Source organism: Streptomyces sp. HUAS MG56, assembly GCF_058673395.1.
Genome location: NZ_CM178722.1, coordinates 1,811,651 through 1,827,059 on the forward strand (window position 1 = coordinate 1,811,651; position 15,409 = coordinate 1,827,059).

At 72.0% G+C, this 15,409-nt stretch carries 14 protein-coding genes; 6 read left to right on the forward strand and 8 right to left on the reverse strand.

Annotated elements, in window-relative coordinates; all coding sequences use genetic code 11:
- Window positions 1-5: 5 nt before the first annotated feature.
- From AC4OXY_RS08845 to AC4OXY_RS08860, 4 genes are read right to left on the reverse strand one after another with little or no spacing between them, the layout of a single operon-like run.
- Window positions 6-575 (reverse strand): cysteine hydrolase family protein, encoded by a 570-nt coding sequence (locus AC4OXY_RS08845; protein WP_356023894.1) that lies wholly within the window; start codon window positions 573-575, stop codon window positions 6-8.
- Entirely contained in the window at window positions 551-2,368 is a 1,818-nt protein-coding gene (locus tag AC4OXY_RS08850) for an MFS transporter (RefSeq protein ID WP_491993615.1), read from the reverse strand. Before AC4OXY_RS08850 ends, AC4OXY_RS08845 begins: the two co-directional genes overlap by 25 nt.
- Window positions 2,365-2,787 carry a MarR family winged helix-turn-helix transcriptional regulator gene (locus tag AC4OXY_RS08855; protein WP_362822138.1) on the reverse strand — a complete coding sequence of 141 codons (423 nt, stop codon included), beginning with the start codon at window positions 2,785-2,787 and terminating at the stop codon, window positions 2,365-2,367. Before AC4OXY_RS08855 ends, AC4OXY_RS08850 begins: the two co-directional genes overlap by 4 nt.
- A gap of 52 nt (window positions 2,788-2,839) precedes the next feature.
- Window positions 2,840-4,336: an MFS transporter gene (locus AC4OXY_RS08860; protein ID WP_376288074.1), complete on the reverse strand. Its 1,497-nt coding sequence runs from the start codon at window positions 4,334-4,336 to the stop codon at window positions 2,840-2,842.
- Window positions 4,337-4,548: 212 nt separating this feature from the next.
- On the opposite strand from AC4OXY_RS08860, the gene AC4OXY_RS08865 reads away from it, so the two are divergent.
- Both AC4OXY_RS08865 and AC4OXY_RS08870 read left to right on the forward strand, forming a co-directional pair.
- The gene (locus AC4OXY_RS08865; protein ID WP_356023888.1) at window positions 4,549-4,920 is read left to right on the forward strand and encodes a YciI family protein; all 372 of its coding nucleotides are present in this window, start codon (window positions 4,549-4,551) and stop codon (window positions 4,918-4,920) included.
- Complete coding sequence (locus AC4OXY_RS08870; protein ID WP_362822136.1) at window positions 4,917-6,149, forward strand: RNA polymerase sigma factor; 1,233 nt, start codon at window positions 4,917-4,919, stop codon at window positions 6,147-6,149. The genes AC4OXY_RS08865 and AC4OXY_RS08870 overlap by 4 nt, the downstream gene beginning before the upstream one ends.
- Window positions 6,150-6,201: 52 nt before the next feature.
- Here AC4OXY_RS08870 and AC4OXY_RS08875 read toward each other — a convergent pair whose 3' ends face one another.
- On the reverse strand, window positions 6,202-7,215 hold the full coding sequence (locus tag AC4OXY_RS08875) for an MASE1 domain-containing protein (protein WP_356023884.1): 1,014 nt from the start codon (window positions 7,213-7,215) through the stop codon (window positions 6,202-6,204).
- 155 nt (window positions 7,216-7,370) lie between these two features.
- The gene (locus tag AC4OXY_RS08880; RefSeq protein WP_356023882.1) at window positions 7,371-8,201 is read right to left on the reverse strand and encodes a PP2C family protein-serine/threonine phosphatase; all 831 of its coding nucleotides are present in this window, start codon (window positions 8,199-8,201) and stop codon (window positions 7,371-7,373) included.
- 336 nt (window positions 8,202-8,537) lie between these two features.
- Between AC4OXY_RS08880 and AC4OXY_RS08885 the strand changes: the two genes are divergently transcribed.
- The 3 genes from AC4OXY_RS08885 to AC4OXY_RS08895 all read left to right on the forward strand — a co-directional run bounded on the left by AC4OXY_RS08885 (window position 8,538) and on the right by AC4OXY_RS08895 (window position 10,113).
- On the forward strand, window positions 8,538-8,852 hold the full coding sequence (locus AC4OXY_RS08885) for a hypothetical protein (RefSeq protein ID WP_356023880.1): 315 nt from the start codon (window positions 8,538-8,540) through the stop codon (window positions 8,850-8,852).
- A 275-nt stretch (window positions 8,853-9,127) separates the two neighbouring features.
- Entirely contained in the window at window positions 9,128-9,634 is a 507-nt protein-coding gene (locus tag AC4OXY_RS08890) for an MFS transporter (protein WP_491993616.1), read from the forward strand.
- An 8-nt stretch (window positions 9,635-9,642) separates the two neighbouring features.
- Window positions 9,643-10,113, forward strand: a complete 471-nt coding sequence (locus AC4OXY_RS08895; protein WP_491993617.1) for an MFS transporter — start codon at window positions 9,643-9,645, stop codon at window positions 10,111-10,113.
- Window positions 10,114-10,392: 279 nt separating this feature from the next.
- Here AC4OXY_RS08895 and AC4OXY_RS08900 read toward each other — a convergent pair whose 3' ends face one another.
- Window positions 10,393-11,616 (reverse strand): glycosyltransferase family 39 protein, encoded by a 1,224-nt coding sequence (locus AC4OXY_RS08900; protein ID WP_356023876.1) that lies wholly within the window; start codon window positions 11,614-11,616, stop codon window positions 10,393-10,395.
- Between the two features lie 219 nt (window positions 11,617-11,835).
- On the opposite strand from AC4OXY_RS08900, the gene AC4OXY_RS08905 reads away from it, so the two are divergent.
- The gene (locus AC4OXY_RS08905; protein WP_356023874.1) at window positions 11,836-13,281 is read left to right on the forward strand and encodes a glyceraldehyde-3-phosphate dehydrogenase; all 1,446 of its coding nucleotides are present in this window, start codon (window positions 11,836-11,838) and stop codon (window positions 13,279-13,281) included.
- A gap of 85 nt (window positions 13,282-13,366) precedes the next feature.
- On the opposite strand, the gene AC4OXY_RS08910 is transcribed toward AC4OXY_RS08905, so the two are convergent.
- Entirely contained in the window at window positions 13,367-15,325 is a 1,959-nt protein-coding gene (locus tag AC4OXY_RS08910) for a collagenase (protein WP_376288073.1), read from the reverse strand.
- Window positions 15,326-15,409: the final 84 nt, after the last annotated feature.

The following is a 15,409-nucleotide window of genomic DNA, read 5'->3' on the forward strand; positions in this document are numbered from 1 at the left end:
CGGCCTCAACCGCCGTCTCCGGCAAGGCCCTTGGTCCAGTCCGCGACGGACAGCACGTCCGCCTGACGGGGGAAGACCTTCTCGGTGAGGACGCGGTGGACCTCCGGGTCCGCGTCGAGGCAGGCGTCGGCGAGGACGGTGAGGCGGAAGTCGAGGTCGGCGGCCTGGCGCAGGGTGGACAGGACGACGCCGCTGGTGGCGATGCCGGTGAGCACCAGATGCTCGATGCCGGCCGACCGCAGGACGAGGTCGAGGTCGCTGCCCGCGAACGCGCTCACCCGGCGCTTGGTGACGATCACGTCCTCGGGGCGCGGTGCGACGTCCGGGTGGATCTCGGCGCCGGGGTCGCCCGTGACGAGTCGGCCGGAGCCCGCGACGGCGCTGAACGACTTGTTGCGCGGGCTGACTTCGGGGTGGCCCCGCCGGAAGCCGACCACCACGTGGATCACCGGCAGCTCGGCCGCGCGGGCGGCGGCGACGGCCTCGCCGAGGCGGCCGAGGTAGTCGCCGGAGGTGTCGAAACGGCCGAGGACGGAGCGCTGGACGTCCATCACGAGGAGCGCGCTGTGCGGCACGAGGACTGTCCTTTCGTGTCGCGCCCGGTCGGGGTGTCGTCGTCGGCGCGCTGGTGGCCGCCGCGCAGCGCGGAGGCGAGTGCGGAGACCAGGGCCATGCCGGTGGCGACGCCGAAGACGACGGCCAGGCCGTGGTGGAAGGGGCCGGAGACCAGCTCCGGGAAGAAGGTGTGGCCGGTCAGGGTGGCGCGCTGGGCCGCGGTCAGCTGGTCCAGGGTGCCGCCGGAGCCGAGCAGATGGCCGATGGGGTTGTTGCCCAGGAAGGTGGCGAACAGGGTGCTGACCGGCGGCAGCGAGGCCACCTCGTGGGCGGTGCCGGCCGGGACGCCGTGGGCCTGGAGCCCGGCGGCGAGCGTCTTCGGCAGGGTGCCGGCGAGCCCGGACACCATGAGCGAGAAGAAGACGCCGATGGACAGGGCCGTGCCCGAGTTCTGGAAGGTGGAGCGCATTCCGGAGGCCACGCCCCGGTAGCGGGCCGGCACGCTGCCCATGATGGAGGAGGTGTTGGGCGCGGAGAACATGCCCTGGCCCAGCCCGTTGAGCAGGAGCAGCGTCGCGAAGACGCCGTAGTCGAAGTCCACCGGCAGGGCGAGCAGACCGAGGAAGGACGCGGCGACGACGAGCAGCCCTGCGGTGGAGAACAGCCGGGCGCCGAACCGGTCGGACAGATAGCCGGAGACCGGCCCGGCGATCAGGAAGCCGAGGGTGAGCGGGAGCATGAAGATGCCGGCCCACAGCGGGGTGTCCTCGAAGGCGTAGCCGTGCAGCGGCAGCCAGATGCCCTGGAGCCAGATGATCAGCATGAACTGGAGTCCGCCGCGGGCGATCGCGGTCAGCAGGGCGGCCAGGTTGCCCGCCGCGAACGCGCGCACCCTGAACAGCGACAGGCGGAACATCGGCTCGGGGACACGGGTCTCGACGTAGGCGAACACCAGCAGCAGGAAGAGGCCGCCGAACAGGCCGCTCAGGACCCAGGGGTTGGTCCAGCCGGTGGAGTGGCCGGCGTAGGGCTGGATGCCGTAGGTGATGCCGGCGAGCAGGATGCCCGCGCCGCAGGCGAAAGTGATGTTGCCGAGCCAGTCGACCCGGCCGCGGCCGCCGACGGAGGTCTCGCGCAGGCTCAGGTACGACCAGATCGTGCCGGTGATGCTCACCGGGACGCTCACCCAGAACACCGCTCGCCAGTCGACCGCGGCCAGCAGGCCGCCGGCGAGCAGGCCGAGGAACTGTCCGGCGAGCGCGGTGATCTGGTTGATGCCGAGGGCCATGCCGCGCTGCCGGGCCGGGAAGGCGTCGGTGAGGATCGCGGCCGAGTTGGCGGTGAGCATGGATCCGCCGAAGGCCTGCACGATGCGCCACAGGATGAGCCACAGCGCGCCCGCACCGGCCCGGAACGGGTCGAGGGACAGCGCGACGGAGGCGCACGCGAAGACCAGGAAGCCGAGGTTGTAGATGCGGACCCGGCCGAACATGTCGCCGAGCCGGCCGAGGACGACGACCAGGACGGCCGAGACCAGCAGATAGCCGAGGATCATCCACAGCAGATAGCCGATGTTCCCGGCCGCGAGCGGGTCGAGCCCGATCCCGCGGAAGATCGCCGGCAGCGAGATGATCACGATGGAGGCGTCCATCGTGGCGATCAGTACGCCGAGCGTGGTGTTGGAGAGGGCGACCCACTTGTAGCCGGGGCCCGGGGGTGTGTCCCGCAGCCGCGCGGAACGCGCGAGCAGCCGGCCGCGTATGCCGCCGCCGTCGCCGGTCGCGCCCGCCGCCGCGGGCCGGGCGCCGCTCACAGTCGTTCCGCCAGTCGGTCGAGCAGGGGCAGGACGTCCTGGAGGGCCTGCCGTTCCTGCGGGGTGAACTCGTCGAGTGCGTGGGCGAGCCGGGTCACGGACTCGGAGCGGCGCTGCTCCAGCATGGTCCGGCCCTCGTCGGTGACGGAGACGATGGCCCGGCGCCCGTCCGCCGTGTCGGGCGCGCGGCTGACGAGCCCGCGCTGTTCGAGCCCGGCGAGTGTGGCCGCCATGGCCTGCGGCCGGACCCGCTCCAGTTCGGCGAGCGAGCCCGGCGAGTCCGGACCGGTCCGGGCGAGCCGGGCCAGCACCGAGACTCCTGACAGCGACACGTCCCCGACCGCGTGCGCCTGCCGCAGCCGCCGGACGGTGCGCCCCATGGCCAGCCGGAGCCCGGCGGCGAGTGCAACCGTATCCATGCTGCTAACGATAGGTTTATCAGTCTGGACTGTTCAACCAAGCGTAAGTAATTCACCCGGAGGCCGGCACCTGCTCGCGGGGAGTCGTGGTCGCGGCGGGGCCGGATGCCGGGCGCAGGGTGAGGGTCAGTACGGCGAGGGCGGCGAAGATGACGGCGGCGGCGACACCGATGGTGTGCAGGCTCGCGGTGAACGCCTCCCGCGCGGTGTGCAGCAGTTCCGCGCCCCGGTCGGCCGGAAGACGCCGGCTCGCCACGACCGCGCCGGCCGGCGAGTCGGACGTGCCATGCGTGCGGTCGCGGTAGACCGCCGCGGCCAGCACACCGAGCAGCGCGAAGCCGAGCGAGCCGCCGAAGTAGTTGCCGGTCTCCGACATCGACGCCGCCGAGCCGGCCCGCTCCGGCGGCACGGACCCGACGACCAGTCCGGTGCCGAGCGCGAACAGCGGGCCGGTGCCGAGGGCCAGCACGGCGATCCCGGTCATGACCAGCGGCAGGGCGAGCGACCCGTGGACGCCGATCAGCAGCAGACTTCCCAGCGCCGATGCCGCGAGCCCGCCCGCGATCGCGGTCGTCTGTTCCATCCGCCGGGCGAGCAGGGGCGCGGTCAGGGTACCGACCGCCACGCCCAGCCCCATGGGCGCGAACAGCACCGCCGACGCGAGCGGCGAGTGTCCCAGCACGCTCTGCAGGTACTGCGTCACCACCAGACCGGTGCCCGCCATGGCGACACCGGCGAGGACCAGCGCGACGAGGACCGCCGTGAACGGCCGGCTGCGCAGCAGCCGCAGGTCCAGCAGCGGCTCCGGCAGCCGCAGTTGACGCCGGACGAACAGCGCTCCCACGGCCGCTCCCACGACGAGGGCCGCCGCCGGGACGGCCGACGCGTGCTGGAGGCTCAGCTGCTTGATGCCGTAGACCAGCAGCAGCACGGACACGAGCGACAGCCCGACGCTCGCCGGATCCGGCCGCCCGGCCCGGTCGCCACGGGACTCCGGCAGCAGCAGCGGACCGGCGAGCAGCAGCACGGCCATCGCCGGTACGGCGGCGAGGAACACCGAGCCCCACCAGAAGTGCTGGAGCAGGAGGCCGGCCAGCACCGGTCCGAGCGCACCGCCGGTGAACTGGCAGCTCGCCCAGATCGCGATGGCCTGCCCGCGCTGCCGTTCGTCGCGGAACATGGTGGTGATCAGGGCGAGGGTGGACGGCGCCAGCGTCGCTCCGGCGACGCCCAGCAGCGCGCGCACGACGATCAGCATCAGCGGGCCGACCGCGCACGCGGCGGCGACCGACAGCGCCGCGAAGGCCGCCGCGCCGGTCAGGAGCAGTCGCCGGCGCCCGATCCGGTCGCCGAGCGTGCCCATCGTGATGACGAGGCCCGCCACCATGAGCCCGTAACTGTCGCTGATCCAGAGCTGCTCGATGTTGTCGGCGCCCAGGTCGGCGCTCAGTCGTGGCAGCGCGAGCAGCAGCGCCGTCATGTCCATCGCGACGACCGAAGTCGGCAGCATGAGGACGGCCAGTCCCAGCCATGCCCGGTTGACCCGCATCTCGGATCCTCCTTGTTCTGTCGATGTCCCGCCGGTCGGTCGGAGCGGGCGGCGGCTTCTTGACACGGGTGCGGAGGGGAATTTCCGTGGCGGGGGAAAACTCGTGGGAATCTTCGGGCGAGGGATGTCAAGAAGTCGACGGCGGCTCCGACCAACCCGTCGAAGGGCCCCGACCGGGGCTCGCGCAGCACGAGGAGCACGAGGAGCACACGATGAAGTTCGTGATCAGCCTGCACATCAACCCGGCCGTGATGGACGCGCTGACCGACGAGGAGAAGGCGGCGATCGGCGCGGGCCACACCAGGTTCATCCAGGAGCTGAAGGAGTCCGGCGAACTGCTGGCCACGCAGGCGCTGGTCGACCCGTCGCAGGCCGTCGTGGTGTCCGTGCGGGAGGGCCAGCCGGTGGTGACCGACGGGCCCTTCCTGGAGGCCAAGGAGTTCCTGGGCGGCTTCTACCTGATCGACTGCGAGGACAAGGAGCGGGCGATCGAGCTGGCGGCGCGGATCCCGGACACCCGGATCGCGGGTCTGGGGGTCGAGGTGCGGCAGGTGATGTTCTACGAGGGACAATTGGAGGCATGACAGCACCGGCCATCGAGGACCTGCTGCGTGACCTCACCCCGCGGGTCCTCGGTGCGCTGGTGCGCCGGTACGGCCGGTTCGAGGGATGCGAGGACGCCGTACAGGAAGCCGTCCTCGCCGCCTCCGTGCAGTGGCCGGCCGAGGGAGTGCCGGACAACCCGCGCGGCTGGCTCACGACGGTCGCGTCCCGGCGGCTCGTCGACCAGCTGCGCAGCGACCACGCGCGCCGTGAACGGGAGTCGGCGCTGGCCGCCGAGGCGGCCCCGGCGGACGTGCCGGACACCGACGACACGCTCGTCCTGCTGTTCCTGTGCTGTCATCCGACCCTGACCGCGGCCTCCCAGACCGCGCTGACGCTGCGCGCGGTCGGCGGCCTGACCACGGCCGAGATCGCGCGCGCGTTCCTGGTGCCGGAGGCCACGATGGCGGCCCGGATCAGCCGGGCCAAGCAGCGCATCCGGGCCGCCGGCAGCTCCTTCGCCCTGCCCGAGGGCGCGGAGCGCGAGGAGCGGCTGCGAGTCGTGCTGCACGTGCTCTACCTGATCTTCAACGAGGGGTACACCGCTTCCTCGGGCAGCGAACTGGTCCGTGCCGATCTCGCCCGCGAGGCGATCCGGCTGGCCAGGACGGTGCACGCGCAACTGCCCGAGGACGGTGAGGTGACCGGGCTGCTCGCGCTCATGCTGCTCACCCATGCCCGCCGCGAGGCACGGACGACACCGTCCGGCGACCTGGTGCCGCTGGCCGAACAGGACCGCAAGCGGTGGGACGGCGCGCTGATCGACGAGGGCCTGGACCTGGTGAAGGCGGCGTTGGCCGGCCCGGACCTGGGGCCGTACCAGCTCCAGGCCGCGATCGCCGCCACGCACGCCGACGCGGCCACCGCCGAGGAGACCGACTGGGTGCAGGTGCACGCCCTGTATCTGATCCTGGAGCGGATCGCGCCCAACCCGATGGTCACCCTGAACCGCGCGATCGCACTCGCCGAGACCGAGGGACCGCAGGCCGGGCTGGACCTGCTGTCCGGCCTGGACGGTGACGGGCGGATGGCCGGGCATCACCGGCTGCTGTCCGTACGGGCACATCTGCTGGAGCGGACGGGCGACACGGCCGGGGCGTACGAGCACTACCGCCGCGCCGCGAAGGCCACGGCGAGCCTCGCCGAGCAGCGCTATCTGGAGTCCCGGGCGAACAGGGTCGCCGCCCGCCCCGAACCCCCGGTGGCCTGAACCGGCCGGTGCCGGGCGACAGAGCCGGCCGACCGGGCGCGGGCTCGGATCCTCACGGGGAACCCGGGCGCCGCGGTCCTTCGTCCCGGCCCTCGGCCTTCGAGGGCGGCAGACGCGGTGGGGCCTCGCCCGCGGTGAGGTGTTCGAGGACCTCGACCAGCTCCTGACAGGCCTTCTCCACCGACTGGCGGGTGTTGTGCTGCTCTGTGATCACGGCGGACAGCAGCAGCGCGGTCAGGGCCATCGAGCCGTTGAACGCCTGGAGCTTCGCCATGACCTCGATGCGGCTCAGCCCGGTGAAGGCACCGACGTCGTCGGTCGCGGCGACGGTGGCCAGCACGGAGGTCAGCAACGCGCACAGCGCGCTGCCCACGAGCTGGAAGCGCAGGGCCGCCCAGATCAGCAGCGGGTAGACGAGGAAGAGCAGGCTGAGCGAGCTGTAGACGGAGACCGGCACCAGCACGCAGGCGACGACCGTCAGCGCGACCGCCTCCTTCCAGCGGGTCAGCGGCGGCGGCCAGCGGGCACCGTGCAGCAACAGCAGCAGCGGGGTGACGATGAGGACGCCCATCGCGTCGCCCACCCACCAGGCCAGCCAGACCGGCGGGAAGCTCGACGCGGCCAGCCGGTCCGTGACGACGAGGAGCCCGACGCCCACGGTCGAGCTGATCAGCATGGCGCCGAGCGCGCCGAGGAACACCAGAGCGAGTCCGTCGCGCAGCCGGCCGAGATCGGTGTGGAAGCGGGCCCGGCGCAGCAGCAGCGCCGCGCACACCGGCGCGCCGGTCTGGCCGGCGAGGGTGCCCAGCACGTCGAGGCGGGGGGTGGTGATCGACATGACGACGAAGAGGGCGCCGATCGTGATGCCGGGCCAGCAGCGCATCCCGAGGATCAGCAGGGCGGCGACGGCGACGCCGCTGGCGGGATAGATGGGAGTGACGACGGCGCCCTCGACGGCCAGCTCACGGAGGAGTCCGAGCCGGCCGGCACCGAAGTAGCAGGCCGCGACGGCCAGTACCTGGACGGCAGGGCCGACCGAGCGGCGCTGAACCTCGTTACCCACCACACCAGCAATCTCACACCGCCGCCCCCGCCGGGGCGAGGCGAGAGCCCACGCCGTCCAGCCCTATGGCGTAACCGGACCGTACGGCCGGAAGCGGGCCCGCCCGGGTCGACGGCGGGCGAGCGGGGGCGGAGGAGGGGCGGTCGGGGCGGGGGCGGTCACATGTGGACGCAGGGGCCGTCCAGGCCGACGACGAGGACGGCGGCGTCGTCCTCGTGGCCGACGCTCTCGGCGCCCTTGATCACGGCGGCGGCCAGCGCGTGTGCCTCCAGGCTCGCGACGGCGGCGATGCCGGCGAGGCGGACGACCTGATCGAGCCCGTCCTCGATGGTCAGCGACGGGCCCTCCACCACGCCGTCGGTGACCAGGACGAAGACGCCGCCCGTGGTCAGCCGGTGCCGGGTCACCGGGTACTCCATGCCCGTCTCGATGCCGAGCGGCGGCCCTCCCTCGTCGTCGACGACGCCGGACTTGCCGTCCGCCGTGGCCCACACGAAGGGGATGTGGCCGGCGCGGGCGCTCTCCAGTACGCCGGTGGTGAGGTTGAGGCGCATGAAGGTGCAGGTGGCGAAGAGGTCGCTGCCCAGGGAGAGCAACAGCTCGTTGGTGCGGGCGAGGAGTTCGCCCGGGTCGCTGGTGACGGAGGCCAGGGCGCGCAGTCCGGCCCGGACCTGGCCCATGAACGCGGCGGCCTCGATGTTGTGCCCCTGCACGTCGCCGATGGACAGCCCGATCCGGCCGTCGGGAAGGGCGAAGGCGTCGTACCAGTCGCCGCCCACGTTGAGACCGAGGTTGGCCGGCGTGTAGCGCACGGCGAGGTGCAGGCCGGGGGCGGCGGGCAGATCCCGTGGGAGCATGCCGCGCTGGAGCGCGATGGCCAGCTCGACCTGGCTGCGCTGCAGCTCCGCGCGCTCGCGTGCCTGGGCGGTGAGCGAGCCGAGTCGGGCCAGCAGCTCGTCGCCTTCGTCCGTGGAGCGCTTGCGGGGCATTGATCACTTCCGGCGATGCGGTGACCTTCGAAGGCCGACCGCCTGAATTTTCATCAAATGCCTAGATTTTACCTATATCTCATGATCGTGCTCTCGGACAGAGCCTCCGATGCGAGTCAACGTCCGGATCCGCACCGTCCCCCGGTCGATGGATGTGCCCGTGTCGGGCCACCGGGCGCGCCGGACCGGAGTGGGAGATTACGGCTGCGGACCGGGGCCGCCCCGCCACTCACTCTCCCCCGACTCTCCGACTCCCGTCTCCCTTCTCCCTGTTCCCGCGTTCCCCCTTTCATCCCTTTTTCATCCCGATATCGCGCTCCACGGAGGAACCTCACCATGCGCCTGTGCCGTCCGCTCGTCGCCGTTCTCGGCGGACTCGCCCTCGCCCTGACCACCACCGGCTCCGCTCTCGCCGCGGACAGCACGTTCCTGTGGACCGGCCCCCAGGGCAAGCTGTACGCCATCGACAACCCGCCGGCCCGCAAGTGCCTCAACATGGCCCAGGAGGCGCGCGGCGCCCGCAATGCCACGAAGAAGCCCCTGGTCGTCTACACGCAGAAGAAGTGCAAGGGGACGGCGACGCGGCTCGCCCCCGGCAAGTCGGCGCCCAGCGGCGCGCGTTTCGCCAGCATCGTGTTCGACCCGCGCTGACCGGCACAGACACCGGCGCCGCACACCGAACACGGGTGGCACGCGTCCGCGCCTGGGCGTTGGCGTGCCACCCGTGTCCAGTCCCGAGACATCCAGGCGCTGGCCACCGGCCGTCCCGTGGCGTTCTCGTCGTTCCCTCTCCGCCCTCACACCCCGCAGGCCTCGTCCGTCCGGGTCGTGAGGGCCATGAGGCGTACGCCCTCACCGGATCGCCGTTCCGCACGCGGCCGGCTGCCGGTCCCCGCCGCGGGCACGCATGATCGGGGGGGGCACCGTTGACGGCGCTGCTCGGCCGACGCCGCTCCGCGCGGCGGACCCTGCTGGTGTTCCTGGGGGTGTTCCTGCTCGCCCACGCGGTCGGGGCCCTCACCTCCGGCCTCGCCGTCCTGCTGGCCACGTGGGTCCTCGCGGCCCTGGCCGACGCCGGTTTCCTGGCCGTAGGGCTGACCGCCGCGACGGAGATGGTCGCGGCCGACGCCAAGGGCCGGGCCACCTCGATCCTGCTCGGCGGGACCGCGCTCGCCTGCGTGGTGTGCGTGCCCGCCGGTGCCGCGCTCGGCCGGCTGCCGGGCTGGCGTTCGGCGTTCCGGGAGGACGCCCCGCTGTCCGCGCCGACGCTCGCCGCGATCGCCCGGTCGCTGCCGGGCGGCCGGAGCGGCCCTGCACCGGGGCCCGCGCGGAGCTGCGGGCGCTGCGCCGGCCCCGGCTGCTGCCGGCGCTGGGCCTCCGCGCGCTGGTCGACGGCGCCACCTTCTGCACCTTCACCTACCTCGCACCGCTGACCACGGAGGTGACCGGACTCGCTGCCGGGTGGGTGCCGGGCATGCCGGCGCTGTTCGGGGCCGGCGCGTTCGCCGGGGTGACGTCGGCGGGCCGGCCGGCGGACCGGCGGCCGCTGCCGGTGCTGCGGGCGGGCGGGGCCGCGCTGCTCGTCGGCTGGGTGCTGCCGTCCCTGGCCGCCGGGCACACGACGGCGACCGTCCTGCTCGTCCCGCTGCTGGGACTGCTGGCGTTCGGCGTCGGTTCGACGCTGATCACCCGGGTGCTGTACGAGGCCGCGGACGCCCCGTCCCTCGGGACCGCGTTCGCGACGTCGGCGCTGAACGCCGGCGCCGCCCTCGGCCCGGTGCCGGGCGGGGCGGCGATCGACCGCGGTCTCGGCTTCCGCGCCCCGGTCTGGGTCAGCGGCCTGCTGGCGACGCCCGCGCTCGCCGCACTGACCATGACCGCACGCGACGGCCGAGACCGGCGACCCGCGTGACGCCGGGCGCGGCCGTCCGGCGATGGCCGGCGGCCCACGGCACGGAGTGAGCCACCACCGTCAAACCGTAGCCGCACGCGGCGAGCGGGAACGGCGCCTGTGACCGTCGGCGCCGCCGTCCAGGGATGGGCCGCGGCACACAGCACGGAGTGCTGAGCCACCCCCGTCAGAAAGGCGAGCGCCCCGCACGTCACGTCCGCACTCGCCACGCCGGCCATGGCCGCACGCGGCGGGCGGGAACGGCCGCTGGGACGGTCGGCGCGGCCGTCCTGTGGTGGCTCACAGCGGGGAGCGGGCCACCGCTGTCAGGAAGGCGCCGAACAGCAGGGACACGATGGTGAGGGCGCCGTAGACGATCACTGCGTGGGCCGGGCGGACCCGCCAGGTCCGGGTCAGGGCGCGGGCCATGGGGATGAGCAGCGGGAAGGCCGGGAGCAGGAACCGCGGCTTGGAGGAGAAGGAGCCGGATGCGGCGACCACGAGCAGGACCAGCACCCCCGAGAAGACCACCAGCGCCAGTGGGGCGCGCTCCAGGCACAGCAGCGCGAACAGCAGGACGCTCGCCGCGACGATCACCAGGGCCATCGGGTAGACGGCTCCCCCGCCGTGCAGCAGCATCGCCTTGACGAACTTGGCCGAGCCGATGCCGAAGTCGAACTTCGAGTCCCAGGCGCTCTGCACCTTGAAGTAGCCGCCGAGCAGGTTTCCGGTCTGGCTGCCCACCCACAGCACGTAGCCGAGCCAGCCCACCGGAGCGAGTACGGCGCCGGCCCACAGGCTCACCGGGACCCGGCCGCGCCGGCGCCATGCCTCATGGGCGGCGGCGAGGCAGACGGCCAGCGCGATCGCGAAGCCGCTGGGCCGGGCCAGACCCGCGAGCGCGGCCAGCGTTCCGGCCCACAGCCAGTTGCGCTTGAGCACGTGGTACAGGGACCAGATGGCCAGCGCGGCGAACAGGGACTCGGTGTAGGCGATGGTCAGCTCGACGGCGTGCGGCATCACGGCCCACAGGGCGACCAGTGCGGTGGCGACGCCGCGCCCGTAGAGCATGTGGCCGATGGCGTAGACGCCGTACGCCGCCACGCCCGCGCAGATCCAGGAGATGAGCAGCGCGGCCTGGCCGGGGGTCAGCGGCAGGACGGTGGTCAGCGCCCTGATCATGCCGGGATACAGGGGGAAGAACGCCCAGTCGGCCTGGACGGCGCCCTGCGGGGTGATCCAGATCTTGTGGCCGTAGCCCTGGGCGGCGATGTGCAGATACCAGCGGGAGTCCCAGGAGTGGGCGAGGGTTTTGAGGAGTGGATGGCCCCGCAGGGCGTTGGTGAGGATCACTGTGAGGACCCCGGCGAACCGGACGGCCACGAACAGCGCGAGGGCAGGCAGCACGCCCTCGGGAGTTCCCCGCCGCGCGATCCTCGGCAGGGCCGGCAGCACCGACAGACGGGCGGGTGGGGACGGGGCGGCCGACTCGGGCCGGGGTACAGAAGAGGTACTCACGCTCATGACCTTGAACACGCCTGGTAAGACGTGCAATCCGCGACCCGGGTTTCTTACACACTTCCACCCTGATTCAGGAAATTGCCCCTTCTCGCCGAATCCGGACAAACCATACTGATCAATCGCTGACCGATCATCGATCGGCCGCCGATCGAAGGCGCCCGAAGGCGTTGAAACAACGTGTGGTAAACATATGAGCGCTGCCTAGCTCGAAAGATGGATGTTGTGACTGTCAACGACGACTCGTTCACCAACTGGAAGATCCGCGAGGAGATCGCGGAGTCGATGATCCCGCTCATCGGGAAGCTGCACCGCGAGCGGGACGTGACCGTCCTGCTGCACAGCCGCTCCCTGGTGAACAAGTCGGTGGTCAGCATCCTCAAGACGCACCGCTTCGCCCGGCAGATCGCCGGCGCGGAGCTGTCGGTCACCGAGACCATGCCGTTCCTTCAGGCCCTGACCGAGCTCGACCTCGGGCCCTCCCAGATCGACCTCGGTCTGCTGGCCGCCACGTACAAGGCCGACGACCGGGGCCTTAGTGTCGCCGAGTTCACCGCCGAGGCCGTCGCCGGTGCCACCGGCGGCAACAAGATCGAGCGCCGCGAGGCACGGGACGTCGTCCTGTACGGCTTCGGCCGCATCGGCCGGCTCGTCGCACGCCTGCTGATCGAGAAGGCCGGTTCGGGCAACGGTCTGATGCTGCGCGCCATCGTCGTGCGCGGCGGCGGCGCCGAGGACATCGTCAAGCGCGCCTCGCTGCTGCGCCGCGACTCCATCCACGGCCAGTTCCAGGGCACCATCACCGTGGACGAGGACACCAGCACGATCGTGGCCAACGGCAACGCGATCAAGGTGATCTACGCCGACGACCCGACGGCCGTCGACTACACCGAGTACGGCATCCGGGACGCCATCCTCATCGACAACACCGGCAAGTGGCGCGACCGCGAGGGCCTGTCCAAGCACCTGCGCCCCGGCATCGACAAGGTCGTCCTGACCGCGCCGGGCAAGGGCGACGTCCCGAACATCGTGCACGGCGTCAACCACGACACGGTCAAGCCGGACGAGCAGATCCTGTCCTGCGCCTCCTGCACCACCAACGCGATCGTCCCGCCGCTGAAGGCGATGGACGACGAGTACGGCGTGCTGCGCGGGCACGTGGAGACCGTCCACTCGTTCACGAACGACCAGAACCTGCTGGACAACTACCACAAGGCCGAGCGCCGTGGCCGCTCCGCGCCGCTCAACATGGTGATCACCGAGACCGGTGCCGCCTCCGCCGTCGCCAAGGCGCTGCCCGACCTCAAGGCGAAGATCAGCGGCAGCTCGATCCGTGTGCCGGTGCCGGACGTCTCGATCGCGATCCTCAACCTCCAGCTGGCCCGCGAGACCACCCCCGAGGAGGTCCACGACTACCTGCGCGAGGTCTCGCTGACCTCGCCGCTGCGCCGCCAGATCGACTTCACCACGGCGCCCGACGCGGTCTCCAGCGACTTCATCGGCTCGCGCCACGCCTCCATCGTGGACGGCGGCGCCCTCAAGGTCGACGGCGACAACGCGATCCTCTACCTCTGGTACGACAACGAGTTCGGCTACTCCTGCCAGGTCGTCCGCGTCGTCCAGCACGTCTCCGGCGTCGAGTACCCGACGTTCCCGGCCACGGCGGTCTGACCGCCGACGGGACGGCGCGCGTACGGCGGAGGCCGCCGGCCGGGATTCCGGTCGGCGGCCTCCGCCGCGCCGAGGGCACGTGCGCTCAGGCCCCGGTCCCGGCCTTCGCCGAGGCGGCGCAGGCTCCCGCCGCGCACGCCGTGAGCCACTGGTCGAAGTCGGCGTCGTACCGTGTACCGATGCCGTCGTGGTAGACGGCGTAACCGCCCGCGTAGTCACCGGCGCGGAAGCGCGCGAGCATCTGCTGGACGTCGTCGGGGTGGCGCTCCGCCATGTAGCGCACGGCGAGATAGCCCCAGGGGTAGGTGCGGGTCGTGTCGCTGTTGGCGTAGGTGTTCTCGAAGAGAGTGCTCAGCTTGTACGTGTGCCTGGCCGCCTCCTGGATCGCCTGGTCGTCGGCGAGACCCCGGTAGCCGTAGGAGACGTACTCGGCGAGACCCTCGATCCACCACACGTCGGGCACGGACGTCTGCTGCGTGAAGTCGCCCTTCATGTCGTCGCGGGCGTCGAGGAAGTGCGTGTACTCGTGGTTGAGGTTCCAGATCCGGGCCGTGAAGCCGTCGTCGGAGTCCTTCTGGTACATGATCGACGTGGGCTGGTTGGCCGGGTCGGACGGGTCGCCGTCCAGCGTGATGCCGCCGTTGTCGGTGCTGACGCCGTAGATCGCACCGGCGTACGTCTGGTAGTCGGCGCGGCTCGCGAAGACCACGAGCTGGATGGCGGAGACGTACTGGCCGGGTATGGCGCCGTCGGCCTTGACCAGGTTCCGGAAGTAGGCGTCCTGGTTCTGCACGCTCGCGCACACGGCGGCGAGGTCGTCCGCCGTCAGGGACTCGGCGCGGATCGTGTGGGCGGCGTCGCAGCGGTGGGTGACCGGCAGGGCGGCGGCGGTGAGCTTGGCGGGCAGGTCGCAGACGTCGTAGTAGGCGCAGTCGCCGCCGTCGTAGGCGTTCGCCTGCGTGGCCACCGCCACCCAGAGCCCGGCCGTCGGGCCGGTGATCTCCGACTCGTCCAGCAGATCCCTGGTCAACGGCCGTACGGTTGCCTGGAGTTCGGGGTGCTCCACATAACGGGCCAGGTTCATCCCGGCGTTGGAGTCCAGGAACGCGTTGTCGGTGCCGAGCAGGTCGGTGTGGTCCAGGGCGAAGTCGTGCAGGGTGCCGGCGATCGACGGGTCGGCGGTGACCGCCCGGACGTAGTCGGGGTTCCAGTTGCCGCGCCACAGCGGGGTGTAGACGTCGTTGACCGCCCTGACCATGCTGTCCACCGTGCCGTACGAGCTGTCGTAGTCCTCCAACAGCCTCTGGTAGACCGGGAGGTAGCGGCCCTGCTGGTCGGCGCTGTCGGTGAGGACGACGGTCTCGCCGAGGATGTCGCCGTTGGCCGCCGTGACGTCGTACGCGTGCCGGCGGGCGAAGAAGGCGTCCAGGCCGGCGGTGACGGCGGTGGTGAGCCGTGAGGTGTACGGGCCCGTGTCCGAGGCGTCGTTGAACTGTACGTAGTAGCCGGCGCGCAGGAACAGCACCAGCTGCTCCAGGCTGCCGGTGTTGTCGCCCCGGTACTGCGCGGCCGTGCGGGTGAACGCGGCCGCCACGGTGAGCATCTGGGACTCGCGGAAGACGGCGTGCGCGTCCTGGCCGGTGACCGCGAAGAGGGTGTTCACGCAGTCCGTCGTCGAGGCCTTCACGAAGGCGACGAGGGCGGCTCCGTCACGGCTGCCGAAGTCGCCCGGGGTGCAGGAGGCCGCCCCGGCGGTCGCTCTGGGTGCGCGGCTCAACAGGGGTTGTCGCGGGGGGAGTTGGACCGGGCTGAGCCGTCGGGTCGGGCTCGCCGGGCGTTCGGTGCCGGCGATGGTGGCGCCGACGGGCGAGGGTACGGAGGTGCGGGCGCGGGGCGTGACCGCCGTACCGGGGTGCGGCTGGGGCGCGGCCAGCGCCGGTGCGGTCAGCAGGCCAGCCACGGTGACACAGACGGCGGCGGCACCGGTCAGGCGTGCGACGGCACGCCCGTGCCCGCGTCCGGGCAGCGCGAAGCGATAGTGCATCGAGGTTCCTCCACGAAGTGGTGCGCCTCGGTGGGGGGTTGAGGCGTGTGAGGCACTGTGTCAGCGGGCCGGTGGAGCGACAAT